The sequence below is a fragment of the Dyadobacter beijingensis DSM 21582 genome, from assembly GCF_000382205.1.
Classification (GTDB): domain Bacteria; phylum Bacteroidota; class Bacteroidia; order Cytophagales; family Spirosomataceae; genus Dyadobacter; species Dyadobacter beijingensis.
Map to the genome: position 1 here is coordinate 34,609 of NZ_KB907790.1, position 22,949 is coordinate 57,557.

The 22,949-nt window shown below is 48.2% G+C and carries 27 protein-coding genes; 17 read left to right on the forward strand and 10 right to left on the reverse strand.

The window, feature by feature from the left end; translation table 11 throughout:
- The first annotated feature begins 27 nt into the window (after positions 1 to 27).
- The 8 genes from H144_RS0123705 (at position 28) to H144_RS0123740 (ending at position 7,012) form a co-directional block, all read left to right on the forward strand.
- Positions 28 to 261, forward strand: coding sequence for a DUF433 domain-containing protein (locus tag H144_RS0123705; protein WP_033403264.1), 234 nt, complete (start codon positions 28 to 30; stop codon positions 259 to 261).
- The gene (locus H144_RS33035) at positions 261 to 518 is read left to right on the forward strand and encodes a hypothetical protein (protein WP_063826419.1); all 258 of its coding nucleotides are present in this window, start codon (positions 261 to 263) and stop codon (positions 516 to 518) included. The genes H144_RS0123705 and H144_RS33035 overlap by 1 nt, the downstream gene beginning before the upstream one ends.
- 79 nt (positions 519 to 597) lie before the next feature.
- Positions 598 to 3,258 (forward strand): UDP-N-acetylglucosamine--peptide N-acetylglucosaminyltransferase SPINDLY family protein, encoded by a 2,661-nt coding sequence (locus tag H144_RS0123715; RefSeq protein WP_033403237.1) that lies wholly within the window; start codon positions 598 to 600, stop codon positions 3,256 to 3,258.
- Between the two features lie 41 nt (positions 3,259 to 3,299).
- Positions 3,300 to 3,755, forward strand: coding sequence for a hypothetical protein (locus H144_RS0123720; RefSeq protein ID WP_019944602.1), 456 nt, complete (start codon positions 3,300 to 3,302; stop codon positions 3,753 to 3,755).
- Between the two features lie 32 nt (positions 3,756 to 3,787).
- A complete protein-coding gene (locus H144_RS0123725) occupies positions 3,788 to 4,498 on the forward strand; it encodes an ABC transporter ATP-binding protein (protein ID WP_019944603.1) in 711 nt (236 codons plus the stop codon).
- Between the two features lie 131 nt (positions 4,499 to 4,629).
- Positions 4,630 to 5,352 (forward strand): RluA family pseudouridine synthase, encoded by a 723-nt coding sequence (locus H144_RS0123730; RefSeq protein WP_019944604.1) that lies wholly within the window; start codon positions 4,630 to 4,632, stop codon positions 5,350 to 5,352.
- 107 nt (positions 5,353 to 5,459) lie between these two features.
- Complete coding sequence (locus tag H144_RS0123735; protein WP_229207976.1) at positions 5,460 to 6,161, forward strand: hypothetical protein; 702 nt, start codon at positions 5,460 to 5,462, stop codon at positions 6,159 to 6,161.
- A gap of 56 nt (positions 6,162 to 6,217) precedes the next feature.
- Complete coding sequence (locus H144_RS0123740) at positions 6,218 to 7,012, forward strand: hypothetical protein (protein WP_019944606.1); 795 nt, start codon at positions 6,218 to 6,220, stop codon at positions 7,010 to 7,012.
- A 67-nt stretch (positions 7,013 to 7,079) separates the two neighbouring features.
- Here the strand turns inward: H144_RS0123740 and H144_RS0123745 are convergent, their stop codons facing one another.
- Together H144_RS0123745 and msrA are read right to left on the reverse strand one after the other, a co-directional pair.
- Positions 7,080 to 7,610, reverse strand: a complete 531-nt coding sequence (locus H144_RS0123745; RefSeq protein ID WP_019944607.1) for a hypothetical protein — start codon at positions 7,608 to 7,610, stop codon at positions 7,080 to 7,082.
- Positions 7,611 to 7,751: 141 nt separating this feature from the next.
- On the reverse strand, positions 7,752 to 8,438 hold the full coding sequence (gene msrA / locus H144_RS0123750) for a peptide-methionine (S)-S-oxide reductase MsrA (protein ID WP_188982644.1): 687 nt from the start codon (positions 8,436 to 8,438) through the stop codon (positions 7,752 to 7,754).
- 146 nt (positions 8,439 to 8,584) lie between these two features.
- Between msrA and H144_RS0123760 the strand changes: the two genes are divergently transcribed.
- Positions 8,585 to 9,133 carry a CopD family protein gene (locus H144_RS0123760; RefSeq protein WP_019944610.1) on the forward strand — a complete coding sequence of 183 codons (549 nt, stop codon included), beginning with the start codon at positions 8,585 to 8,587 and terminating at the stop codon, positions 9,131 to 9,133.
- A gap of 97 nt (positions 9,134 to 9,230) precedes the next feature.
- On the opposite strand, the gene H144_RS0123765 is transcribed toward H144_RS0123760, so the two are convergent.
- Positions 9,231 to 9,602, reverse strand: coding sequence for a BlaI/MecI/CopY family transcriptional regulator (locus tag H144_RS0123765; protein WP_019944611.1), 372 nt, complete (start codon positions 9,600 to 9,602; stop codon positions 9,231 to 9,233).
- Positions 9,603 to 9,698: 96 nt separating this feature from the next.
- The gene (locus H144_RS32430) at positions 9,699 to 10,229 is read right to left on the reverse strand and encodes a hypothetical protein (protein WP_157505108.1); all 531 of its coding nucleotides are present in this window, start codon (positions 10,227 to 10,229) and stop codon (positions 9,699 to 9,701) included.
- 412 nt (positions 10,230 to 10,641) lie between these two features.
- On the opposite strand from H144_RS32430, the gene H144_RS0123775 reads away from it, so the two are divergent.
- Both H144_RS0123775 and H144_RS0123780 read left to right on the forward strand, forming a co-directional pair.
- Positions 10,642 to 10,965 carry a hypothetical protein gene (locus H144_RS0123775; protein WP_019944614.1) on the forward strand — a complete coding sequence of 108 codons (324 nt, stop codon included), beginning with the start codon at positions 10,642 to 10,644 and terminating at the stop codon, positions 10,963 to 10,965.
- The gene (locus tag H144_RS0123780) at positions 10,956 to 11,624 is read left to right on the forward strand and encodes an ATP-binding cassette domain-containing protein (RefSeq protein WP_019944615.1); all 669 of its coding nucleotides are present in this window, start codon (positions 10,956 to 10,958) and stop codon (positions 11,622 to 11,624) included. Before H144_RS0123775 ends, H144_RS0123780 begins: the two co-directional genes overlap by 10 nt.
- A gap of 26 nt (positions 11,625 to 11,650) precedes the next feature.
- On the opposite strand, the gene H144_RS0123785 is transcribed toward H144_RS0123780, so the two are convergent.
- Together H144_RS0123785 and H144_RS0123790 are read right to left on the reverse strand one after the other, a co-directional pair.
- A complete protein-coding gene (locus tag H144_RS0123785; protein ID WP_019944616.1) occupies positions 11,651 to 12,319 on the reverse strand; it encodes a ferredoxin reductase domain-containing protein in 669 nt (222 codons plus the stop codon).
- 12 nt (positions 12,320 to 12,331) lie between these two features.
- Positions 12,332 to 12,928 (reverse strand): Crp/Fnr family transcriptional regulator, encoded by a 597-nt coding sequence (locus H144_RS0123790; protein ID WP_019944617.1) that lies wholly within the window; start codon positions 12,926 to 12,928, stop codon positions 12,332 to 12,334.
- 142 nt (positions 12,929 to 13,070) lie between these two features.
- On the opposite strand from H144_RS0123790, the gene H144_RS0123795 reads away from it, so the two are divergent.
- Positions 13,071 to 13,649: a hypothetical protein gene (locus tag H144_RS0123795; RefSeq protein WP_019944618.1), complete on the forward strand. Its 579-nt coding sequence runs from the start codon at positions 13,071 to 13,073 to the stop codon at positions 13,647 to 13,649.
- Here the strand turns inward: H144_RS0123795 and H144_RS0123800 are convergent.
- Together H144_RS0123800 and H144_RS0123805 are read right to left on the reverse strand one after the other, a co-directional pair.
- A complete protein-coding gene (locus tag H144_RS0123800; RefSeq protein WP_229207977.1) occupies positions 13,621 to 14,016 on the reverse strand; it encodes a pentapeptide repeat-containing protein in 396 nt (131 codons plus the stop codon). The genes H144_RS0123795 and H144_RS0123800 overlap by 29 nt on opposite strands.
- A 99-nt stretch (positions 14,017 to 14,115) precedes the next feature.
- Positions 14,116 to 15,036: a hypothetical protein gene (locus H144_RS0123805; protein WP_019944620.1), complete on the reverse strand. Its 921-nt coding sequence runs from the start codon at positions 15,034 to 15,036 to the stop codon at positions 14,116 to 14,118.
- A 272-nt stretch (positions 15,037 to 15,308) separates the two neighbouring features.
- Between H144_RS0123805 and H144_RS0123815 the strand changes: the two genes are divergently transcribed.
- The 5 genes from H144_RS0123815 (at position 15,309) to H144_RS0123830 (ending at position 20,301) form a co-directional block, all read left to right on the forward strand.
- On the forward strand, positions 15,309 to 15,764 hold the full coding sequence (locus tag H144_RS0123815; RefSeq protein WP_157505110.1) for a hypothetical protein: 456 nt from the start codon (positions 15,309 to 15,311) through the stop codon (positions 15,762 to 15,764).
- A 27-nt stretch (positions 15,765 to 15,791) separates the two neighbouring features.
- Positions 15,792 to 17,933 (forward strand): T9SS type A sorting domain-containing protein, encoded by a 2,142-nt coding sequence (locus tag H144_RS0123820; protein WP_019944623.1) that lies wholly within the window; start codon positions 15,792 to 15,794, stop codon positions 17,931 to 17,933.
- An 80-nt stretch (positions 17,934 to 18,013) separates the two neighbouring features.
- Positions 18,014 to 18,535 carry a hypothetical protein gene (locus tag H144_RS0123825; RefSeq protein ID WP_019944624.1) on the forward strand — a complete coding sequence of 174 codons (522 nt, stop codon included), beginning with the start codon at positions 18,014 to 18,016 and terminating at the stop codon, positions 18,533 to 18,535.
- Between the two features lie 14 nt (positions 18,536 to 18,549).
- On the forward strand, positions 18,550 to 18,789 hold the full coding sequence (locus tag H144_RS35155; RefSeq protein ID WP_374754599.1) for a type II toxin-antitoxin system RelE family toxin: 240 nt from the start codon (positions 18,550 to 18,552) through the stop codon (positions 18,787 to 18,789).
- Between the two features lie 261 nt (positions 18,790 to 19,050).
- Positions 19,051 to 20,301, forward strand: coding sequence for a site-specific integrase (locus H144_RS0123830; protein WP_019944625.1), 1,251 nt, complete (start codon positions 19,051 to 19,053; stop codon positions 20,299 to 20,301).
- A 23-nt stretch (positions 20,302 to 20,324) separates the two neighbouring features.
- Here H144_RS0123830 and H144_RS34010 read toward each other — a convergent pair whose 3' ends face one another.
- Both H144_RS34010 and H144_RS34015 read right to left on the reverse strand, forming a co-directional pair.
- On the reverse strand, positions 20,325 to 21,242 hold the full coding sequence (locus H144_RS34010) for a hypothetical protein (protein ID WP_026350946.1): 918 nt from the start codon (positions 21,240 to 21,242) through the stop codon (positions 20,325 to 20,327).
- Between the two features lie 2 nt (positions 21,243 to 21,244).
- The gene (locus tag H144_RS34015; protein ID WP_026350947.1) at positions 21,245 to 22,834 is read right to left on the reverse strand and encodes a type I restriction-modification system subunit M; all 1,590 of its coding nucleotides are present in this window, start codon (positions 22,832 to 22,834) and stop codon (positions 21,245 to 21,247) included.
- Positions 22,835 to 22,949: the final 115 nt, after the last annotated feature.

The window sequence follows — 22,949 nt, forward strand, 5'->3', positions numbered from 1 at the left end:
TTGATTTGAACATCATCAAAAATGCAGATGAACACGCCGCTTCTGGAACGTATCACTTTCAATCCGAAACAATGCGGGGGAAAGCCCTGCATCCGGAGTATGCGTATCCGGGTGACCGACGTGATCGAACTGCTCGCTGCGGGGCTCACTCCTGACCAGATCGTGACCGAAGAGTTGCCTGACCTGGAATTGGAAGATGTTACCGCGTGCCTGCTTTACGCTGCAGCCAAACGGAATCACCCCGTACTGCAAGCGGCCTGATGATCATTCTGGACGCCCAATTGCCGCCGTCGTTAGCCGTTTGGATCACGGAAACTTTCAAACTTCCCTGTTTTTCTGCCCAGCTTCTTGTTCTTTGCGATGCCGAGAAATTTGCGATTTCAAAGGCAAAAAATGCCATTGTTATTACAAAAGATGACGACTTCGTATCATTTCGGAAGCCCGCCAATGGTGATTTGGCTAACTTGCGGCAATACGTCGAAGAGGAGATTAAAGGAAATTTTAGCAGAAAATCTTAATTCGGCCCGAAACTGCTGGAACAAACAATCTCGTGGAGATTCCCGGATTACGACCGGATGCCGATTTAACTAATACAATATGAGCGATTTAATTTTCTGGAAGGTGTGGTCGCCGTCTGAACGGCGGATGGCGGTCGGTGCTTTCCTGGTGCTGGTTTTGGGGATTGGGTTTTTGGTGTGGCAGTTTGCCGATCCGCTCGGGAATGTCGTGCGGTGGAATGTGGTGAGCGAACTGTCGGAAACCAGTGCGGTAGTGGATGTGCTGCAACTTGGACAATGGCAATACGGCGTTTCGACGCCGACGCAACTGGTGACTGAAAGCTTTATGGCTTCGGTGATGGAAATCAATGCGGTGACAGTTTACGTGTTTTGGGCCGGCGCGCTGATCGGCCTTTCGCTGCTGCTCGCAGCACTCACTACCATGTCGCGCTTCTGGTACCTGGCGGGGATGATCCTTTTCATCCTCTTCCTTGCGTTTTCGAGATTGGAGGTTTTAGGCGTTTTCGGCGCGGAAAATCGGTTTCTGTTTCTCCTGGCGACGGTTTTATATGGCGGTATTACCTACTATTTCCATGCATTCCGGCCGGATCTGGGCATGGGCATTCGCATTGCGGGACTGGCGGCCGTGTCGCTGGTCCTCGGTGCATTGGTGGCATTCGGTTCGGCGTCGCCTGTGCCTGCATTGACGGCCGCGGTGTATTCTTTTCCATTCTGGCTGGCTGTTACGATCCTTTTCCTGCTCGTTTCGGCCACTGAGATCATGGCCGGCCTCGTGTGGCTGAGCACAAGCGGGCAGGCGGGCAAAGGCCGGTCGGGCCTCGTACAGTTTATCGTGATCAGCGTGCTCTATTTGCTGCTTTTATTATTGATTTACCTCCAAAATACCCGTCAGATCGACTGGAATGTGACTTTGATCAATCCGTTCTACCTTGCTTTGGCGTCAGGGATATTGGGGATCTGGGGTTTCAGAAGGCGCGCCGATTCGACCCAGGGCGTGTTGCCGTTCCGCAGCGCGGGCTTCTGGCTGTATATGGGACTGTTCATCAGCGCGGTCTCTTTTGGAGGATTAACGGCCGGGATGGCGAATGATCCGGTACTCGAAACATTAGAAGACGTGACTGTTCAGGGCCAGCTGGCGATGGGGCTTCTATTCCTGTTTTATATCCTGGTCAATTTTTATGAGGTATTTCAGCAAAAGCTGGCTGTTTACAAGGTGCTGTACAAACCGCTCCGCTTTGGTCTCACGCAGACGCGCCTGTTCGGGTTTGCGGGCGTGGTGGTGCTGTTTTCCATGCAAAGGCTTCTGCCGGTGAACCAGGCGATTGCAGGCTATTTCAATGGATTGGGCGATCTGCATACGAAAACGGAGGAATTTACCCTCGCCGAGCAGTACTACAAGCTGGCATTGCAGCAGGAATTTCAAAATCATAAGTCGAACTACGCGCTGGCGTCGATCGCGTTGAAGCAGGGCGACCGGAATGCGGGCGCTTACTATTTCAGGCAGGCATTGCTGAAAAACCCGTCGCCGCAGGCGTATGCGGGGCTGAGCGGGATTTTGATGCAGGAAAGCCTCTTTTTCGATGCCGTATACAGTTTACAGGAAGGTATCCGCCGCTTTCCGGCCAATGGCGAACTGCTGAACAACCTCGGTATGCTGTATTCCAAAACCAATGTGGCCGACTCGGCATACTACTACCTCGACCTGGCGAAAAACAATGCAATCCGCCCCGAGATCCCGGCGACGAACCTGCTCGCTATCCTCGCGAAAAGCACAGATTCGGGGTTACTGGATTCATTAGCAGAAGCTTCCGAGAAACGGGATTACCTTTCCTGGCAGGCCAACTGGCTTGCAGTGCAGAACCTGCGGCAGCGGTTTTCCAAAGAGGCATTTAACCCCCAGGCTGTACCGAAAGATTCGCTGCTGAGCGTATCGTCGTTGGCATATCTGCTCAATTACGCCACGAATCAAGCGCGTTTCGACACTTTACCGGCCGCATTGCTGCCAAAACTGGCGGCGAAAAACCCGGTATTGTCGCAAGACTTGTCGCTGGCCGCATTATACCCCGAGTTTTATAGCGGCAGCAAGCTGAAAGCCCTTGAAGTCCTGACGGGTTGGGCGGCTGAGGAAGGGGAAAAAAGTGATTTGTACCACAAAATATTGGGACACTGGCTATTGCAGCTCGGGCTGTACGATAAGGCCATCGAGTCGCTGTCGGTCGTGGAGGGCATTGAAGGGACGATCGGGATGGCGGTGGCTAATGCATTAGCGGGTAAAAAGGAGGTGGCCGTGATTTTGCTCGATAAAATCCAGGATCAGGAAAAAAGCCCGGCTTTGGAGCAGTTGAAACAGACATTGTTCTCCGGCGCTAAGCCAAAATCAGTGTCGGATTCCCTTTTCGCGGTGTTGTCAAAATCCCCGTCCGCTGCTAATTTTGATAAGGCGGTAAAAACCAACCCCTTCGATGCGCGCATTGTAGCGGCGACATCGGAGTTTTACAGGGGCAAAAAGCAGGTAAAAGAGGCGTATCAGCTGGTGCTCGATGCCCTGCGTTACAACGAATATGCGACAGAACTTTGGGAACAATATGCCTACCTGAGCCTCGAACAGGGCTTGCTGGGGCAGGCTGCAGAGGGCGAAGAGAAGGTCCGGCAGTATGCATTGCCAGCCGGTTATCAGCGTTTTTTGGCGCGCTATCAGCCGATGCGGGCACTTATCGAAAAACAAAGAGCTGCATTTTAATGATTTGATATTTTAGCCATCTCAAAAATTACACTTCACCAATGACGGCCTTGTCCTGGAAATCCAATTTCAATGAAACGGAATGCCGGATTTTCCGGGGCAAAGTCATAGCCGGCATCCTTAAAACATCCCCCTGGAAATACGATGGCCGCGGCGAGCTGGACGGCTACATGCTCACATTCAAAACCACAGGATTTTTCCAGCGGCACACCGAAATCCGCGATATCGACGGCAGCCGCAAATTAGGAGAAATCGAATATAATTTGCTCGGAAGCTCGGCCCGGATTACCTACGACGGAATGCATTACAAATGGAAATTCGACTCGTGGACGCGCCGCAAATGGCAGGTGAGCGATGGCGAATGGACGGCGCGTTTCGAAGCCGCCGGGTTCTGGAAGAGGGAGGGGCATGTGACCAACGACGATATTCCGCCGCCCGTTGTATTGGCGTCTTTCTTTGTACAAGCATATTTTCGTAAAATTTCCGCCGCATCGTGACAGTCCAACTTCTCAACTGAAAAGTCATTTACATGAAAATCATTGAAACCAGCGAGATCGCCAAGCGCTATGTAATGGGCAGCGAAATCATCCAGGCGCTTAAATCCGTTACGATTTCGGTTAACAAGGGGGAATATGTGGCGTTTATGGGGCCGTCTGGCTCTGGTAAATCGACTTTGATGAACATTATCGGGTGCCTCGACACGCCTACGACCGGTAAATACATCCTGAACAGCAAGGACGTCAGCGACATGACCGAAAGCGAGCTGGCCGAGATCCGCAACAAGGAAATCGGGTTTGTGTTCCAGACGTTTAACCTGCTTCCAAGAATGTCGTCGCTGGACAATGTGGCTTTGCCGCTCATTTACGCGGGACTGAGCAAAGCCGACCGGACCGAAAAGGCCATGCTGTCGCTGAAAAACGTTGGTCTTGAAAACCGGGCCGGTCACAAACCTAATGAACTTTCCGGCGGCCAGCGCCAGCGCGTTGCCATCGCCCGTGCGCTCGTGAACGATCCCAGCATCCTGCTCGCCGACGAACCGACTGGTAACCTCGATACTAAAACGTCCTACGAAATCATGGATCTTTTCGACCAGCTTTACAGCAAGGGCAACACGATCGTCATGGTAACGCACGAAGAGGACATCGCCCATTACGCCCACCGCATCGTCCGCCTCCGCGACGGCCTCGTCGAATCAGACACGATCAACCCGAACCCGACCAAGGTGAGTGCGTTGGTTTGAGAACCGCAAAGAAGTTTACAGAAACAAATAGTATAGTTATCTTTGCAGCGGATACGGGCCTGTGGCCGAAAGAATCCGGATGAATGGCCGAAAATGGGGCGCATCATCCGGATTATTTTTATAGAAACATTATGAAAATCAATTTCAAAGACATCATATTATTTGAGGACGAGGACTTTCTGGTGGTCAACAAACCGCCGCACCTGGCAACGCTCGACGAGCGTACGGCCGACCGCGGCGGAAGCGTGCTGAGACTTGCCAAAGAGTATAACCCCGAGTTGCAGGCGGCGCACCGGCTCGATAAAGAGACCTCGGGTGCATTGGCATTCGCCAAAAATCCGGCAGCCTACCGGCATCTGGCGATGCAGTTCGAGCACCGCGAGGTAACCAAACGGTACCACGCTGTCGTGAACGGCATTCATGATCTGGAAAACATTTCCGTATACCTCCCCATTCTGCCACTTAAAAATGGTACAGCTGTTAAAATCGACAGGGCTGCGGGGAAAGAGGCCGAGACTATTTTCAATACATTGCAGGTTTACCGCGGGTACACTTTAGTGGAATGTATCCCCATTACAGGGCGCATGCACCAGATCCGCGTGCATTTGTCGTGCCTGAAAGCGCCGATCGTCTGTGACCCGCAATATGGTGGCGAGCAGATTTTCCTTTCTAGCCTGAAACGCAAGTTCAATTTGAAAAAAGATACGGAGGAACAGCCTCTTATTCAGCGTGTTGCGTTGCATGCGCGGTCACTGTCTTTTGCGATTATGAACGGAGAGGATATACGCGTAGAAGCGCCTTACCCGAAGGATTTCGATGTGTTGGTGAAGCAATTGAATAAGTTCGGCATGTGATAGCATGGTTTTTGTTGAATGCTGAAAAGTTGTGTACGTTTAAAACACATTTTCCATTCAAAACACCTAAAACTATGCGGGCACACACATTACCTAAAGTCATTTTATTGTCACAAATATTGCTGGCAGCATTGCTATGCCAGAACGCTTTTGCGCAGGAAGGCCGCAAGAACGACGTGATCGTCAAACGCGACAGTTCACGCATTCAGGCGTTGATTACGCAGATGAGCTACGAAAAGATCAACTACCGTGACCTTGGCAAAGCCGACAGCGCGGCGACGTATATCTATCTCGATCAGGTAGCGCGGGTGTTGCTGAAAAACGGTAAAATCATCAATGTAAAGGATTCCATTCCACCGGGTCGTATCCCACCCGACAGCGTGGGCCAGTACGCGGACATGAACAATCTGCCCACTGATCCGTTTGAGAAAAGTGTCGTGATGGCTAACTCAGACCAGCTGCGGGATAAATATGAATACCATCATAACCGCGCGATCGACGGCAAACAAGGCGCCATAGTGTTTACGTCCGTGGCCGTCGCGACGCTGGTATCCGGCATTATCGTCGCCAGCACCGGCGACAGCCCCGACAATAAAACAATCGGAACTTCGCTCGCGATAGCCGGCCCTGCGGTAGGGGTTGTGTTTGGGTTAATAGGATATAAAAACTTCAAAATACATAGCCGAAAGGCCGAAAAAATCAAGACCGAGCTGGAACGCCGTAACCAGCCTTTGACCACGCTGAGGATTACGCCGGCGATCGATCCGTTCACTAAGTCGGCGCGGTTGGGGCTAAGGTTGTCGTTCTGATTGGAGAAAAATGGTTACTTTCATAGAGTTAAATCATTCTGTACAACTCGTTTCAAATGAAAGTAATTCTACCCAAGCTGAAAAGCCAGCTTTTAGCCATGTTGATGCTGCTATTGGTCGCGCAGGCGTACGCGCAAACGCCCCGCAAGGCGGATGTAATCATCCTGCGTGACGAGTCCAGACTGGAAGTACTGATCCAGGAGGTGGATAATGAAATCGTAAAATACAAAAAACTGAGCGACCCGGAAGGGCCGCTTTTTTCCGTTAAAAAGAGTGAAATCGCATCGATCCGTTACGGGAACGGTGAAGTGGAAACGTTCGAAGCGACGCTGGAAGTCCAGAGCTATTATTCGCCTACAAAGCCCGAAGCGCCACAGCGCGAAGAACCGAAACCCGTGCGGAGAGCGCCTGTCGGACCGGTAAAACCATCCGTACAGTTCGCGGACGACGTACGCAGTTCTTCGCCGGAACACCTTCGCAGCATGTACAAATATTACAAATCACATTCGAAAACGGGCATGATCATGGGCATTGTGGGCACTTCTGTGGGCATTGTGGTTGCGGGGATCGGTACGGGGATCGTTGCCAGTGCCGTGGATGATAATGGCAATTTCAAAAGTTACCAGGACGAGCTGCGTGCGCGCAAGGGCGCTTATATGATGGTGGGAGGCTTTGCGGGTGCCGCCACATTCGGCACGGTGGGTTTTATCAAGGCAGGTAAAAACGGGTCGAAAGCCAGCCGCATCCGCCGCGAACTGATCCGCCGCGGGGAGCCGCTCACATTTGGTATCAGGCCGTCGTTCAATCCGATGCTACGGACTGGAAACGTGACGTTTGCAGTGAATTTCTAATTAGCAGGAACATAAAAAAGCGGGCTCTGATCATTCAGAGCCCGCTTTTTTATGCTTTTGGAATTTCTTAGAATTTGAATGCGATACCTGCTTTCAGAGGGGATGCATTGTAACCAACTTCAGCGAATACGCCCATATTCGGCTTGAAATAGTAACGCGCGCCGGCAAATACACCGAAGAATACGCCGCTGCCGTAGCCATCGTCGTAGAAGCCCGAGTAGCCATCAGGATCGCTGAACGAAGAGATACGGTAACCCAATGAAGGACCTGCGTACAGATCGAGGTTGTCCAGTTTCAGAAAGTGCTTTCCGTAGTGGTAAGAACCACGCGCAGCTACCGTGAAGAAGTTATATCTCCATTTGTAACCAATGTAACCGTAGTTCCACGTAACGAAGTCGGCCTGAGCACCTACGCTGATAAAATCATGCACGCCGCCTTCGAATGAAGCACCTACTCCGACGCCACCGCCGCCGTAGGTACCGCCAAGGTTGATACCTGCATTCAATAGTTTATCTCCTTTTTCAAATTGGGCGAACGCCTTTTCGGAAGCTGCGCTGAAAAGGGCTGCAACTACCAGCATGAATAGAGTCTTTTTCATCGTAATAGATTAGTTATTGTTAAATAATAATGGCACAAATTAAAGCCTTTATTTCAATGCTTCAAAACTTGTGCCATTTATAGTTATTAACCGGAGATTCCAACTTTATAAGCGGTACCGGCTTCTTTATTTAATCCAAAATCAGATGTGCTTACGGAGCTTGTCCTTAAACACCTTTTTGAATTTGTCCAGTTTTGGGGCAATCACAAAGGCGCAATAGCCCTGCTCCGGATTGTTGGCAAAATAATTCTGGTGGTAGTCTTCTGCCGGGTAAAACTTCTGGAATTTCGTGATCTCGGTTACAATCGGATTCGCATATGCGCCCGATTTGTCCAGTTCAACCTTCGCCGTTTCCGCCAGCTGCTTCTGCGCGTCGTTGTGGTAAAAAATGACTGAACGGTATTGGGTACCGACGTCATTTCCCTGACGGTTCAGTGTGGTAGGATCGTGGCTCCGGAAGAACGCTTCCAGCAGGTCGGCGTAGCTGATCACCTTGGGATCGTAGGTCACCTCCACGCATTCGGCGTGACCGGTATTGCCCGTGCATACGGCCTTATAAGTGGGGTTGGGGTCGTGCCCGCCCGAGTAACCCGAAACCACCTTCTTTACGCCATCAAGTGATTCCATTACGGCCTCGGTACACCAGAAACACCCTGTCCCAAATGTGGCGATTTCAGTATTCGCGGTATCGACGTTGGTTTCGTCCAGTGCGGCTGAGGCTGTTTCTTTGTCCATTTTGCTCTTGTGTTTTTTGTCCGATTGCGCGCACGACACCAGGGCCATGCAGCACAAAAATATAAACGTGAAAATCGGGATGGTGGTTCTCATCATAACAATACGGGTTATTGACTTTTCGGTAACGATTACTTGCACAATAAAGTTTTATCAGCGTAATCGTATAATATTTACGAAATTTGACGGCCGAAAGATCGGGATCGCGTAATATCCCGTCGGAATCAAATCTCCGGTAGTTTATGACCTATCTTCATTTCAAAGCGCTCCATATCATATTCGTAGTCAGCTGGTTTGCAGGGCTCTTTTACATGCCGCGACTATTTGTATACCACACAGAGGCCAACGACAAGCCGAGCCCGGAGCGCGAAATCCTTTTTGCACAATTTACCAAAATGGAGAAGTTGCTCTTCAACGCGATCATGACGCCTGCCTGCTGGCTTGCATTGCTTTGCGGCACGGCCATGCTGTACATTACCCCCGCCTGGCTCGATCAGGGCTGGATGAAGCTGAAACTCGTCTTCGTCCTCGGATTGCTCGCTTATCATTCTGTTACGCGTAAAATCCTGTTGGAACTGCGCGCCGGCAAATTCCGCTTTTCGTCATTCCAGTTGCGGCTTTTTAATGAATTAGCGACGATATTCCTCTTTTCCATCGTCTTTTTGGTAGTATTGAAAAACACGGTCGACTGGCTTTGGGGCGTTTTGGGACTTATTGCATTTGCCATCGTGATCATGACTGCCGTGAGGATCGTGAAGCGGATGCGGGAGAAAAAGACGAATGCAGGCTAATGCTTTTAAGTTTGAACAATGCAGCTGCCGGAAACCTGCCATTTCCGGGGCATTGTCGCGCGACAGGGCAAAACTACTTCCGGCAGGGAGGTTCCGTTCAGGGTTTTTCAGGATAGTAGGAGTCGATAAGCTGCTTTAATTCACTCACTTCTTCGGGTTTCAGGGCTTTTTCTTCCATGATAAACGACACGACGTTTTTGGGAGAACCCTGGAAATAGTGCTTCATAAGGTCAGAAAACGAGTTGCGTGCAAACTGCTCGCGCGAGATGGCAGGGAAGTAGACGTGCGTTTTTCCATAGGCCTTGTGATCGACGAACCCTTTCTTTTCCAGCAGCCTTACGATAGACGACACGGTCGTGTAGGGCGGTTTAGGTTCGGGCAATTTTTCAATGATATCATGCACAACGCCTTCTTTCAACTGCCAGAGAATGCGCATGATGTTTTCTTCGGAGTGACTAATCGGTTGCATGCTCCAAAGGTATAACTGAAATTTAGTTGCCCAACTTTCTCTTCGTTAGAAAGTTGGGCAAGAGTGGAGTTAGGGTCGAAATAGGGGGATGGAGGATTAAAATGTGAAGCCCAGGGCCACTCTGGCCGAGATTCGGCGATTGGCGTTGTATTCATAGGGGACCTCATCTGTAAATCCATTCACGCTGATGGAAGTATCGACATAGATGTTCCTGAAAAGTCGCTGCTGGAACCCGCCGGAGATCGAGGCGCCCCAATATTGCCTGTTGAAACTCCACGCAGCAGTACGTTTGGTCATGAAATTGGCGATTTCCAATGCGGTGTAGAATCCGGAAAGGTTATTACCGGATTTACCTCGGCGAATATGCTTTTGCTGCAAAAAATAATAACGTCCCTGCAAGCCGAGTTTCACCCAGTAACCCTTCATACGGGCAATTTCCGTATCGTAAAATTCGGCATTGGCATTTAAATCAATGGAGAACGGGCTAGTTGCGAACTTGGCTTCCCGGGCTATACCAAACCGTAGAGAGCGCTGTCCCAAGCCAAGACTGGCCTCTGGAAAACGCAGTTTCCATTGATTTTGGATCTCTTCATCACAAAGAAGGACATCGCAAACCGGCGTAGGCATTTTGCGCTTCCAGTCACCAATCAGGATCCTGGTCCAAATAATAGGCACCAAGCGAAATGTCGACGTGCCCGTGGGTTCCGCGTCGGCACGCGCGTCATGAACACATTGTCATAACGGTCGATAAACTTCTGCCGTAAGGTAATCGTATCAGGCTCTTCGCTAAATGTAATGCGAAGAGAATCCTGCGCGGCGACGGGCAATGCATTTAAAAGCAGCAAGAAGGCGGGTAAAAGGTATTTCATAAAAGAAACGGCAACGGGCGACCAGGTAAAGAGGTTCGCGGACGGCCGAAAGGTTGTATGAAGCGTCGCTTCGCTGCGAAAATAGCTGAATGTCAAATTGTTAAAAATCCTTAAATGGGCATCAACAGCGGGTTTGCTAAGCTATTTTAGCGAAGTAATCTGATTTCCGGATGAAAACAAAACTGCATCTATTAGCCATTTTTTACCGCTCTTTCGGACTTTATTTATGGGTTGTGGCGATCGGCGCCTGGTATTTGCTGGGCCGGCCGACCGGCCGCGACCTGGGCGTGGTCATACCCGCATTGGTCTTGTTCAAATTTTTTCTGCAAGCGATCACGGTCCGCATTCTTCGTAGCCGGTATGCCCACGTGTTCTTCTTTTATGCCAATGCAAGCCTCTCCCAGCGCAGCCTTTTCGCGGCAGCCTTTACGGCCGACCTTGTATTCTTCTTTTTATCAATGGGTACGATCCAGCTAGCAAGTGAATGGATGTAGCAACGCACCATACCCTCGAAGCCGATAGCATCTGGCTCGCCTATCAGGAGCAGAAAATCCTGCAAAATATTTATATCAAACTCGAAACAGGCCACATTACCGGATTGCTCGGTCGCAATGGTACGGGTAAATCTTGTCTGATGCGAATGATCTTCGGGACTTTGCGCGGGGAAAGCCAGTCGGTCCGGGTGAATGGTGACTATATTTCACATCCCTATTTGCAAGCGGGCCTGATCAGCTATCTGCCGCAACACAACTTTTTGCCGAAACAGCTGCGCGTCAAGGAGGTTTGCCAGCTTTACCATGTAGATTTTGAAGCCGTCTGCGAACATTTCGAAGCGCTGCAACAGTACCGGAATACGCGCATCGGCGATTTATCGACGGGTAATGTGCGGCTGATCGGGACATTGCTGGTGGTGCTGCTGCCTGTTTCGTTCACCTTGCTCGATGAGCCTTTTGCCGCACTATCGCCGCTGGCGGTGGAGCAAATGCGGAAGGTTATCCTTGGTCAGAAACCGCACAAAGGCATTCTCATTTCCGACCATTCCTATGAGGACGTAGTCGCAATGGCCGATGAAACATACCTGCTGGTGCCGGTGGGCCGTAGCATCAGACTGAAAAATGTCCATTCCGAATTAGCCGAATTTGGCTACATCTGAATGAGGATCAACCTGTGACTAACCATCTATTTTTCAAAAACCAATGCATCCGCACTGGCGCCGAGCTCTTCCAATGCTTTGAGAATCGATTCGGTGAATGCGTCCGGACCGCAGACGTAGAATGGCTGGTCGAAATCGGTAATGTGATTTTGCAGGAAATCCTTGTCGATGCGGCCGTGGTAGTAGCCTTCCGGATTTTCACCGGAGATAAGATTGAATAAATGGTCGCCGAGCATTGCCTCCAATTCTTCCCGCAGGATGATGTCGGCAGTGGTGCGGTTGGAGAAGAAAAGCCGGTTGTTCCCAATTTGTCCCTGCGTGTACAAATCCCTGAAAATGGCCAGAAACGGTGTGATACCTGCTCCTCCCGCGAGGAAAACGCCTTCGCCCTTGTATTCGATGGCGCCCCAGGCATCGCTGATTTCGACACTGTCGCCGGGTTGCACCGTCCTTAATGCGTTGGTTACACCATCGTGGTCGGTATATGATTTGATGGTAAATTCCAGCGTATCGGCAGCCGGTAACGAGGTGAAAGTAAACGGCCGTTTTTCCGCGACCCAATCGTCTTTCGCTATCGAGAAATCGGTTGCCTGGCCGGGCGTGTAGGTAAAACCTGCCGGCTTTTCGATGGTGTACGAATTTACATTGTACGTAACAGGTGTTCTAGCGAGCAGTTTTACGATATGATCGGCCATGACGAGTGATTTTTAGGAATGGAATTGAACCGTTTTCAGGCACCGGCTGAATGTCGCGGGCGTGGTACCGAGGTAGGTAGCAATATAATGATCGGGAATGCGACGAAAAAGCGACGACGGCTGCCCGACATAGTGCGCAATGCGCTCTTCTACTGATAAGTACTTGAAAACCTTTATTTTATCCGTAAAATTGATCAGGTGTTGTTCCAGCAGTTTCAATGCGAGCTTGCTCATATAGGCATCTTCTTCTACCATTTTGCGGTACGACTCGTATGAAATCGCGTAAACAGTCGTATCCTCCAACGTTTCCAGCACCTCGCTGGAAGGTTTTTGCATTAAAAAACTCTCGGCAATGCAAACGATATCACCTTCCGAAACGAGCAGTGAGGTAATGTCCTCCGTCCCGCGCGAATAGTACGTGCGCATGACGCCCTTTTCAATAAAATACAGCGACGGGCTCACCTGCCCGAAACCCACCAGCATGCGCCCTTTCGGGATGACAAACCTTTTCAGATTAGCCTGGAACTTCTCCTTAATTTCTTCCGAAATCATAAATTTCGACGCTTCCAGAAGATGCTGCAAAGGTTTTATTTCTTCGGAAAGTTGCATAGTCTGAATGGATAGAGGATGGCGAAAATTGTCGTAGCGCAACGCAAAATCTTGTTGTACGACAACGGGAACTAATGTCTTTTGACAAGATAAATAAATATAGCGGTGAAGTTATTTTGAATGTAACAAAATACTACCCGCTATGAAATTCTCACTACTAAAAATCGCCTTCATGCTGGCGCTTATATGCATGCCGGCAGGTGTCCGTGCGCAGGACAAAGGCAAGAGCGAACTGAGCTTCGGCGCAGGAATGATGGCGTCCGAAAATGCCGCGTCGGACGCCGGAACTTTGTGGATCAGCGCAATATTCAATCAGCCAAAAGACGTACGGATCGTGAGCGCGGCGTGGTCGGTGGCGTACAAGTATCACGTCTCCGAGAGGCTGGCCATCGGGGGGACGACAGTCTATAATCCCGTGTCGGACAGGTGGATACCGGATATGTTCGGCAGCGACCGCTGGAAACGACGCTCCCTCACCACCGCCGGTGAGGCCACATTGTATTGGGTAAAAAGCCGCGACTTTCAGTTTTACGGAACGGCCGGTGTCGGATTTTTCGTCAAACGGAGCAGCTTTTACGACACGCAATTCGAAACCGATCTCGGGGGCACATTCCAGGTATCGCCCGTGGGTTTGCGCATCGGCAACAAAGTCGGCGTATTTATGGAACTCGGGTTTGGCTACCGCGGTGTATTCAATGGCGGTCTGAGCTGGCGTTTTTAAAGTTTTCCAGCAGTTCGGAAACCAATACGCCGTCGATCGTCAATCCTTCGATATTGCAATTGGAGATCTCCACGCCACTCAAATCGCAGCTGGTAAACGCGCTTTTGTGCAAATCACAGTCTTCGAAATGCAGCGGTCGCTGTTCCGCGTTCGGGTCGAACATCGGGTGGTCGGCCGGCGGCATGCCAATGTTCGTAAACACGGCGCCGCCGAGCTGCGCGCCTTCGACGCGGAGGTCGCTCAGATTGGCATCCGTAATGGATACATTGCTCATATTCACGTCGTTGAACGTCGAATCGGACAGCATGACGTCTTGCGCGGTAATGACTACGCATTCGCTGTCGAGGGAGATTGTTCTGATTTCCATAATGCTTTTCGGGAATATTTGCATGTAAAATTAGCTCCCAAAAAATCGTTCGGAAAGGGTGAAAAGCGACGAAATAGGTAGGTGATCGCGCCAACGATCTCATCGTTCTGCTAAGATCTCGGTGTCCAGTCGCGGGCGGATGAGTAGCAGCATAAATAACGCGATCCCAACGAAATACGCCCCGAAAATCCCGGCCAGTTCGCCTCCATAATGCGAATCGACGGGCGTTTTCCTGGGTTGCAGGATCACGAAATCGCTATTAACCGGCTTTCGCAATGCATATTGAACGGCTATCCTGAAATTCTCCCGGTCGGTTGAAGCCGGCTTATGCTCGAACTGATCGAGGGTGTAAAAGTCGTAATGCTGCATTTTGCCCACGCAATCGTCAAAAAACGCTTTAAAACGCCGCTGCTTGGTCGCCTCACTGCTGAGGTTGCTGATCTGCTTGTGAAATGCGACGGCGTACCAGTACAGGGGAGTCATCGAAATCACCTGCCTTTTATGCGTCAGGATCGGGTGGACGAAGTAAATGTTGATATCGAGATTTTGATTGAACCGCCCGCTTTTCCGCGACGTATAATGTACCCCGCCAATAAACGGGTGTACCGCAAATTCCCTGATCCGGTAGTATCGCGCCGGCTCATGCTTCGGGATTTCCTTTACATTCTTGATTTCTAGTATTTTACCCGTTGAATAACTTAGCAGCATTTGCGAAATCATGAGCATGACCATGATCGAAATCCACGAAACACCCTGCATTTGCCAGCTTCCCTTATCCTTTCCGGCCTTGTATTCCAGCTGGTCAAACCGCGGTTTGAGCAAGAAATAAATCGGCACCCACGGTAAAATGGCGGCAACCCAAAACTGCCATGTATCTTCGCTCACTTCCATTACGGGCACTTTTCCCATGAACAGCCACCACCGAATCGCCGCCGCCGCCAACACCGTACCCCACGCGACAATTGTGAATGGAATGAGGATGAATTTGAGTTTGGAAATGTAATGCGGATTAATGTACATGACGCAAAAGATTAAGGCTGGCAATATAATAGCCCCGCGCCCGCCGGCGAAATGTGCCTGTTTAAATGGTAATATAAATGGAAAAGCGGCAGTAATCTTAATTGAAATAATCAAATTCAATTACACCCAGGAATAACCCCTCAATTTTTGAGGGGTTTCCGTTGCTTGATAATTCATCACTGCCGTTCGGACATTCATGCATTTTCTACTACAAATAACCGTTTTTTAGTTCTATATATTTCCTTATGTTTCAAATTAAACATCGGCGAAATATGAAAAATAGAACCATTTACAATGCTGTTTTTACATGCCTGTTATGCGCAATGGCAGCGACCGGCTGCATGACGGATGTTGACACCGACCCGAATAATCTGGTAGGCCGCTGGCGAATGGTGAAGGTGATTGACCAGGGAAAGGCGTACACGAAACCGGATTCGAAGAATTGGCAGCATAAAGATGTCGAAATCGAATTTATGGAGGATGGGAATATTGAGGGCACATTGTCTTACGACACATTTACGGGTGATTACAAAACGGTAGAGGATTCGATTGCATTCAATTACTGGTCAGGCAACAAAGCGGGCGATAGTCAGTGGGGCTATTTATTTTATCATTTCATTCGCTCTGTCAATAGATTCACGCTCAGGAAGAATGCTATTGGCTTTAAGTATAAGGAATTAAAATTGATTTATGGAGATGGAGAATTGATTTTTGATAGAGTTAAATAACATACACACACTTAAAATCAGATCATCATGAAAAATGTAATCACCATCATTACCCTTTTTATTTTTATAGGACAACAATGCTTAGGTCAAATCAGCATTGAAAATAGAGGACGCGTTTTACAAAGTTCAAAACAAGGATTTTATATTAACGACCACTTTGCGGCGGTTTACAAATCAGAAATTCCAGACCGACAGAAAATCGAAGCGCTTCTTCGGGAAGACTCCCTGGATATGGGGTCCAAGACTTATCGCTTTGCAACGGCGACGAAAATGAATGTAGACTTTGCTGCATCCGCCCATTGGGTAACGAGAGGGGCGATGACCTATGGCAGGCTATTGATCATAGCGCCCGGTGCAAAGTCGCTAAGCCTGAATTTCAATGCATTTGCGATCCCTGAATTCGGCGAGCTAACAATTTACAATACAGGCGGTACCACAGCGGGCCCGATTACGCCCAAAGAAAATAACGATAGCCAGACCTGGGCCACTCCGGTTTTCAATGGGGATTCGATCTGGATCGAGGCAAAGCTGCTGACAAAACGGAAAGGAGACCTTAAACTTGGAATCTCTGCACTTGCTTATGGGTACCGGGATTTTGACCTTAGTAAGGTAGGAGGATTTGGTGCTTCCGGCAGTTGCTTTGCGAGTAACAATGTGGTGTGTTTTGGGAATGGCTGGGAAATTGAGCGTAATGCGGTTTGCCTGCTTTTAGGTGCGAGTGGGGAGCGATTTTGTTCAGGTTCGATGATCAACAACTCGTGTAATAATAATATTCCATACATATTGTCAGCCAATCATTGCTTACCGGATGGGGGCCCTGTTAGCCAATGGCGGTTTATGTTTCAGTATTGGAGTCCTGTGTGCAATCCTACGCAGGATGATCCAAATTATATCCAGTTTTATGGTTCAACGCTACTTGCAAATGCAGACCCATCCGATTTCGTGCTGTTGCAATTAAATCAAATGCCGGATCCAAACTCCGGCATCACTTATCTGGGCTGGGATAGGACCGTCAATGCCGCGAGTAGCGGTGCAACCATTCACCATCCTAGTTGCGATGTCATGAAAATCTCCACATTTAATAGTGCCCCTCAAAGACAGGATAATTACCTGTTTGTCAATGGGAAAAAGCCTGCCGGAACATTACATTGGATCGTTTCATGGAATAATGGCGTCACAGAACACGGTTCATCAGGTGCACCGCTCCTCAACCAATCGAAGAAAATCGTTGGCCAATTGTCCGGCGGGCCATCTTATTGCAATGCTCCGAGCGGTTTGCTCAAAGATGCGTTCGGTCGCTTCGATAACTCCTGGACGGGGCTGGGTAGCAACGCGACGAGGCTGAGCAATTGGTTGGACCCATCCGGTTTTGGCAACACCTCGACCGCAAGCATTAATATGTCTCTGATTTCCGGGAGCAACTTTGTTTGTACAACCAATTCCTATTCCGTGGCCAATTTGCAGCCAGGGACGTCGGTAGTCTCGTGGAGTTCGAGCAATTCTTCGCTATTGACGATCAATGCTGCCGGGACGGCCAGTCGCGTTGGAAACGGAAATGGGCAGGTGACGATTACGGCCACGCTGAACAATGGCTGCGGTAATTTCACGAGAACGAAAACGGTACATGTGGGTAAGCCAATCGTAACGGGCATTAGCGTTGACTCCGATGTTTGTACGGGGCAGGGACAGGATGTGGTCGCTAACCTTCTCGGGTCGAGCAGTGCGAGCTGGTCCATTACGAGCGGTAATGCTTTTAATGCCACGCTGATGGACAATGGAAATGGTATCACCTATTTTAATAGCAACGTCCAGGATTGTTACGGACTTCAAATCAACGTTTCAAACGCCTGCGGTTCTGTCGTCGACGGCACGACGATTTGTGTGAATGGCTGTTTCGGGCAGCTCGTAGCTTATCCTAACCCTGCGAAAGACGTTGTGACGCTTGATTTTTCAAGTTTCAGCTGCAACGAATTGCCTGAGGAGATCCTGGTATTCGACGAAAAGTCAGCATTACCGAAGCGCTCAATTAACGTACAAGCCAGTTTAAATGCCGAACAGAAAATTCAGATGGATACCCACGACTGGGCCCGCGGCACATACTATTTGCACTTGATGACGAATGCTGGCGGCAGGCAGGATACCGCGAAAGTCAGGATCGTTTTGGAGTGAGGTGTGGTGAATGGGAATCGCTTTAAAGAATTTTAAATACAACTATTATTTCAGGTTATATTCTTAACATTACATTCTGTATGGCAGGTATTTACGTCGATCATCAAATGAATCTGGGGATTTCGGGATATAGGTGGTTTTTTGACATGGCTCTGGGCCTATCGGCTCATGCGCCTGGGTTTGTACGTGCGCTGCCTTCCGTCTTGTTGAAAAGAATGGCGAGATTTTATTCGAAGGCCGCGATTAGCCTGGTCGAAGAACAGGAGGAAATTCTTGATTTGGGATATGAGGATGCTTTAAAAGAAAGAAAGCGATACACACAGGGATTGCAGCTGCTTGGTTCAATCAAACCCAATTTGGAAAGTGTAAAGCCAGCTGAAAGGGAACTGTTTGTAGCGGTTCTCGAAGTGGTAAAAAGATTCCGCGAAAATATCTTTTTAGTAAACCTCCGGCTCAATCATGAAATTGGGCCGGAGGATATGGTCACCGATCTGCTTGAAGATTATTACGACGGCCTCTTGGTGGAGCAACGGAAGAATGAAGTGCACATTCCCTGGGATGAAGTTAAAGCCAGGTTGGACGCCAAACACAAGCTGAGTTGAGTTACCAGGTTGTATTGAGCCGCAGTGCAGATAAATTTCTCAGCGGCCTAACCGGCAAAGACTATTGCCTCGTCTCTGCCGCTGTTTCTTCTCTTCAAGACGATCCCTATCAGCCGGGATGCAGAAAACTTAAAGGTCGTCAACGTACATTTCGCATAAGAGCGGGAAATTATCGGATCATCTACGAAATAGACGATTGCAAACTTCTGGTAGAAATTGAGGAGATCGGAAATCGGAGAGACATTTATGATTAAAAGCAAAAACGCCGTTCCTGATAACAGAAACAGCGTTTTGTGCCGAAGGCGGGACTCGAATAGTACAATTTTCGTTACTCTTGCTATTTGACAAAATGGTCAGAAATGTATCAATAAGTTGATAAAAGGCGCTTTTTTAAAATTTGGTCGATTAAGGTAGTATTGGATAAATTCAAATTAATTAAGCAATTTCTCCCCCGTTTTCTCTCCCGTTAATCTTGAATATTGTAGCTTTGAACCATCGTTCATCAGTTACAATTTATGGCCCGAAAATCTATCAGCCATGCCACTTTTTGGCTGCGTGACGCCAAAGCAACCAAGGCGACGCCTATTCACTGCCTTGTTGCGTTTGACGGTGATCGCGTCAAAGTTTCTACTCCTTTCAAGTGCTTACGCTCGCATTGGAATCAGGACAAGTATCGCGTAAGAAACGTCGCCGATGCGCTGGATAAAGACCAAATCAATACTTACCTCTCGAACTTGAAAAAAGCAGTGATCGGAATACTTGCCGATTTGTGGTCAGAGTGTATGGCACTCACTCGGGATTCAGTATGTAGCCGGGTAGATGCTTACATTAATCCGGTGCCAGAGATGAGCAAGCCGAAAGACTTACTAGCTTTTGTGAGATGGTATATTGATACTTGTCCTACACGACTCATAAGAGGTTCGAAGGCGAGAGCGGGTCGTTTTATATCGCACGATACCATTCGACGCTACAAGACGACATTGAACGGATTAGAAGCGTTTGCCAAGGTCTATCCGAGAAATCTAGATTTCGACAATATAGACGCCGGTTTCTACAAGTCCTTTACAGCTTGGCTAACGGCGCGTGACTACGCTACGAACAACGTAAGCAAATACGTGGAAAATGTTAAAGGTTTTATGAGTGCCGCCGTGGACGAAGGTTTCACTTCAAACATGGCCTTTCGAAAATTTGCAAACCTGAGAGAGGAAGCCGAAAACGTCTACCTGACTGAGACGGAGTTAGCCAAGATTTACGAGTTGGATTTGAGCAATTGCACAAGTGGACTTAATACCGTACGCGACCTATTCATTTTCGCAGCCTGGACAGGACTAAGATTCTCCGATTTTTCAACGCTGCAGCCCGAACACTTGAAAAAGGACGAAAATAATAACATGTACCTGGAATTACGCCAGCGTAAAATGGGTGGCCGCGTTCAAATTCCCGTCATTCACGAGGTAGTTACAACTCTATTGGCAAAGTATGATAATTGCCTGCCCTCCGGATTGTCAAACCAGCGTACAAACGACTATCTGAAGGAAATTTGTCAAAGGGTAGGCATTACCGATCGCATACTGAAACACGTTACAAAAGGTGGGAAATCCGTCGTTAAAACGTCCAAAGGTTATAGCACCGGTATTTCCGCTGGGGTTGAAAAATGGGAGCTTGTAACGAGCCATACGGCCCGTCGATCATTTGCTACGAACATGTTTAAGCGTGGTATGCCGACGCTACTGATTATGAAGCTGACCGGACATAAGAAGGAATAATCTATATATTCGCCTATGGGCAGTTAGGCGCTGTCACCAAGGTGAATGTGATGCCTAAATGCAGAACGTTCGATATTAGTTATAAATTGGTTCCTAGCATTCTCTAAGCTTTCATAATAAGTCCTAAACGGTTCCGAGAACGATATCGCAGTCTCTGTGTCGACAGCTACAGGAATTATAATTTCTAACATTCGTTTACCAACATCTTCCCTATTAGTCTGCATAAAAACAATCCTATCCCACTGTTTACGGACAGCTGACAGAGATAGAGCCCACATTAAGTAAAATTGATTAAACGGCGCATTTGTGGTTGCGCGGACCACTATAACTTCTTTTGTTAGCACAACGTTTTGTTGGCCCGGCATAAGAACGCAAAATTCGCCGATATTTTTTGATGCTCGTTCTGGAGAAATTAAATCATACGCCCGTAGACCCGATTCATTTCCTCTCCAAAATTGATGTGCAAGGGATATTGGAATCATATTAGTCGGATTGATGTTAACGGAGCCAGCCCTCAAATCCGATACCTTAATATAAGGAATTTCGCCTAAACGTTGGTCGGAGCTAGGACTGCCATGCCCGTTTGTAACCTCAATAAAGCCTAGATCAACTAATTCTCCCAATGATTTTGGGGTGAGATATTGATGCTCCTGAATCAAGTTTTCAATTTCAGCATTGATAGACCTGTCGTGATACTTAGGAACAAATATATCCTTTTCTATAGCATCTAACTCCGGGTAAAAACCCATATCCGGCCGCTGGTAGTCACCCGCTCTTATTTGCTCACAAGCTTCCGCGAGACTATCGTTTATAGTATCGTTAGATCTGACACCTGTCGCAGGGTCAACTATATATTGCTCGTGACCATCTTTGTTAATACCGCATGTTGCCGAATTAACTATCAGTATTTTTCCGTTCTGGTACCAACTTGGCTTATACATCACTATGATTTTTTTTCAAGGATATAAAAATTCGTTTTTGCTCTGCAGAAGCCTTGAAATGCTTCCATGGGAATATTAAGTATCGCTCTAAACGTAAATCTTTCTTTAAGCCATTGACGCAGCCAAGCGTAAGAGGGTGAAAACATGTAGGTTTCAGGCAGTATAATGCCTAAGCGACCGCCCAGCACCAATAGTTCATGGCACCTTTCGAGAAAGAGAATCCCAAGTTCACGTTCTTCGTATTTTGTTGGATGAAATGAAAAGCCACCATCTGAACCCTTCAAACTTTTTTTTGCAATTTCAATCCGAGCGGCTTTTGCGTCAACGGCACTCATCTTTAAATTTTGACCGAAAGGCGGGTTGGTAACAATACAAGTAAATGTATTAGGAGCCAGAGAGGCCTGAAGCTCATGGAAAGTGGTATTCCAAAGGTGTTTTCTCAGCGAATCTCCTAAATATGTATGGGTAGAACCATCGCCGATAGTGAGCATCATCGCCTTAGTTAACTTAACATTTATGCGGTCCTTGTCCACCCCGTAAAGATGTCGTTGTGCCCAACCTTTCGCATCTCCGTCGTCCATTGAGGGAAAAGATTCCCTTAGCTGCCGGTAGCATTCCAATAAAAAGCCCCCTGTGCCACAGGCAGGATCTATCACTTTATCGCTGGGATGTATTTCCATCAGCTTAACTACACTACGAATGACAGGATAAGGTGTATAGTATTGACCTTCTGCTGATTTAAGACTGGCAGTTCGAAATACTTGGAAAGCCTCAGACACGGCATTGAGGGAAGCATCCCGTAATCTAAACTTTGACAACTCATAAACGGCTAGACTTATAGTATGATCGTCAAGATTTATATCGTTATCCGAGTCATTTAAGAAAATGTCACCATGAGCAATCTTCATTCCTTGAAACAGTTGCCTTACCTTTTGTGAAGTTTCCGATTCAGTATCCCACACTTGAAATTCGATAGCGGCGTCGGGGTTGAACTTGGATATTTTATCGCCTTCAAGTTTTGCGAGAATTACATTGCAAAGATTATTTAATTGATCATCTCTTCTCGTGCTCCGGCTATCCTGAGACACAACCACGTTCAAGAGTCTTGTAAAGCACTTTTTTAAATCGCTCGTGGTGGGTGAGATCAGGTCGTTCCATTTCAGCTTATTTGTACCTGACTTGATAAGTGAATCGCCTGGTCTGGGTATCGTCCCGTTTCTCTCAACGTAGTAGCCGCCCTGAGACGTCCTATATACCAGACAGCAACTAGTGCCATTACTCCAAATGCCAAGCAATGTATGAGGTTCTAAGCTCATATAAATTTTGAGCTGGTTAATTCCTTCTTCTACGTTTGGAGCTTTGGTTTCAACTATTATTTGGATGTTTTCGTAGTTTCCTAGGTTCGAAGGGTTATCAAAAATAGCAATGTCGACCGGAAATCCTTGAAAGCTCATTGCCGCTTCTCGTTTTGAAGCTTCGCTTGGTGATCTTGGGACCTTCCATTCAGGTAAATATTGTATTTGATTCTTATCCCAGCCAAGCCTTTCAAACTCTCGTAGTAATGGAAGTCGTACTTCTATATGCTCACTCATCCGTAAATAATATCTAGGTAACAAAGTTGACTTTAGCTGCTTTTAGAGAATTCCTTCCCCGTTTTCTCCCCCACGTTAAAACAAAAAAGCCCCAACTTGCTGTATGTCAGCTCAT

Excerpts from the sequence above, each read along its gene's own strand:
- H144_RS0123705 (WP_033403264.1), top strand. The coding sequence starts at position 28 with ATGAACACGCCGCTTCTGGAACGTATCACTTTCAATCCGAAACAATGC.
- H144_RS33035 (WP_063826419.1), top strand. The coding sequence starts at position 261 with ATGATCATTCTGGACGCCCAATTGCCGCCGTCGTTAGCCGTTTGGATC.
- H144_RS0123715 (WP_033403237.1), top strand. The coding sequence starts at position 598 with ATGAGCGATTTAATTTTCTGGAAGGTGTGGTCGCCGTCTGAACGGCGG.
- H144_RS0123720 (WP_019944602.1), top strand. The coding sequence starts at position 3,300 with ATGACGGCCTTGTCCTGGAAATCCAATTTCAATGAAACGGAATGCCGG.
- H144_RS0123725 (WP_019944603.1), top strand. The coding sequence starts at position 3,788 with ATGAAAATCATTGAAACCAGCGAGATCGCCAAGCGCTATGTAATGGGC.
- H144_RS0123730 (WP_019944604.1), top strand. The coding sequence starts at position 4,630 with ATGAAAATCAATTTCAAAGACATCATATTATTTGAGGACGAGGACTTT.
- H144_RS0123740 (WP_019944606.1), top strand. The coding sequence starts at position 6,218 with ATGAAAGTAATTCTACCCAAGCTGAAAAGCCAGCTTTTAGCCATGTTG.
- H144_RS0123745 (WP_019944607.1), bottom strand. The coding sequence starts at position 7,610 with ATGAAAAAGACTCTATTCATGCTGGTAGTTGCAGCCCTTTTCAGCGCA.
- msrA (WP_188982644.1), bottom strand. The coding sequence starts at position 8,438 with ATGAGAACCACCATCCCGATTTTCACGTTTATATTTTTGTGCTGCATG.
- H144_RS0123760 (WP_019944610.1), top strand. The coding sequence starts at position 8,585 with ATGACCTATCTTCATTTCAAAGCGCTCCATATCATATTCGTAGTCAGC.
- H144_RS0123765 (WP_019944611.1), bottom strand. The coding sequence starts at position 9,602 with ATGCAACCGATTAGTCACTCCGAAGAAAACATCATGCGCATTCTCTGG.
- H144_RS32430 (WP_157505108.1), bottom strand. The coding sequence starts at position 10,229 with ATGCCTACGCCGGTTTGCGATGTCCTTCTTTGTGATGAAGAGATCCAA.
- H144_RS0123775 (WP_019944614.1), top strand. The coding sequence starts at position 10,642 with ATGAAAACAAAACTGCATCTATTAGCCATTTTTTACCGCTCTTTCGGA.
- H144_RS0123780 (WP_019944615.1), top strand. The coding sequence starts at position 10,956 with ATGGATGTAGCAACGCACCATACCCTCGAAGCCGATAGCATCTGGCTC.
- H144_RS0123785 (WP_019944616.1), bottom strand. The coding sequence starts at position 12,319 with ATGGCCGATCATATCGTAAAACTGCTCGCTAGAACACCTGTTACGTAC.
- H144_RS0123790 (WP_019944617.1), bottom strand. The coding sequence starts at position 12,928 with ATGCAACTTTCCGAAGAAATAAAACCTTTGCAGCATCTTCTGGAAGCG.
- H144_RS0123795 (WP_019944618.1), top strand. The coding sequence starts at position 13,071 with ATGAAATTCTCACTACTAAAAATCGCCTTCATGCTGGCGCTTATATGC.
- H144_RS0123800 (WP_229207977.1), bottom strand. The coding sequence starts at position 14,016 with ATGGAAATCAGAACAATCTCCCTCGACAGCGAATGCGTAGTCATTACC.
- H144_RS0123805 (WP_019944620.1), bottom strand. The coding sequence starts at position 15,036 with ATGTACATTAATCCGCATTACATTTCCAAACTCAAATTCATCCTCATT.
- H144_RS0123815 (WP_157505110.1), top strand. The coding sequence starts at position 15,309 with ATGAAAAATAGAACCATTTACAATGCTGTTTTTACATGCCTGTTATGC.
- H144_RS0123820 (WP_019944623.1), top strand. The coding sequence starts at position 15,792 with ATGAAAAATGTAATCACCATCATTACCCTTTTTATTTTTATAGGACAA.
- H144_RS0123825 (WP_019944624.1), top strand. The coding sequence starts at position 18,014 with ATGGCAGGTATTTACGTCGATCATCAAATGAATCTGGGGATTTCGGGA.
- H144_RS0123830 (WP_019944625.1), top strand. The coding sequence starts at position 19,051 with ATGGCCCGAAAATCTATCAGCCATGCCACTTTTTGGCTGCGTGACGCC.
- H144_RS34010 (WP_026350946.1), bottom strand. The coding sequence starts at position 21,242 with ATGTATAAGCCAAGTTGGTACCAGAACGGAAAAATACTGATAGTTAAT.
- H144_RS34015 (WP_026350947.1), bottom strand. The coding sequence starts at position 22,834 with ATGAGTGAGCATATAGAAGTACGACTTCCATTACTACGAGAGTTTGAA.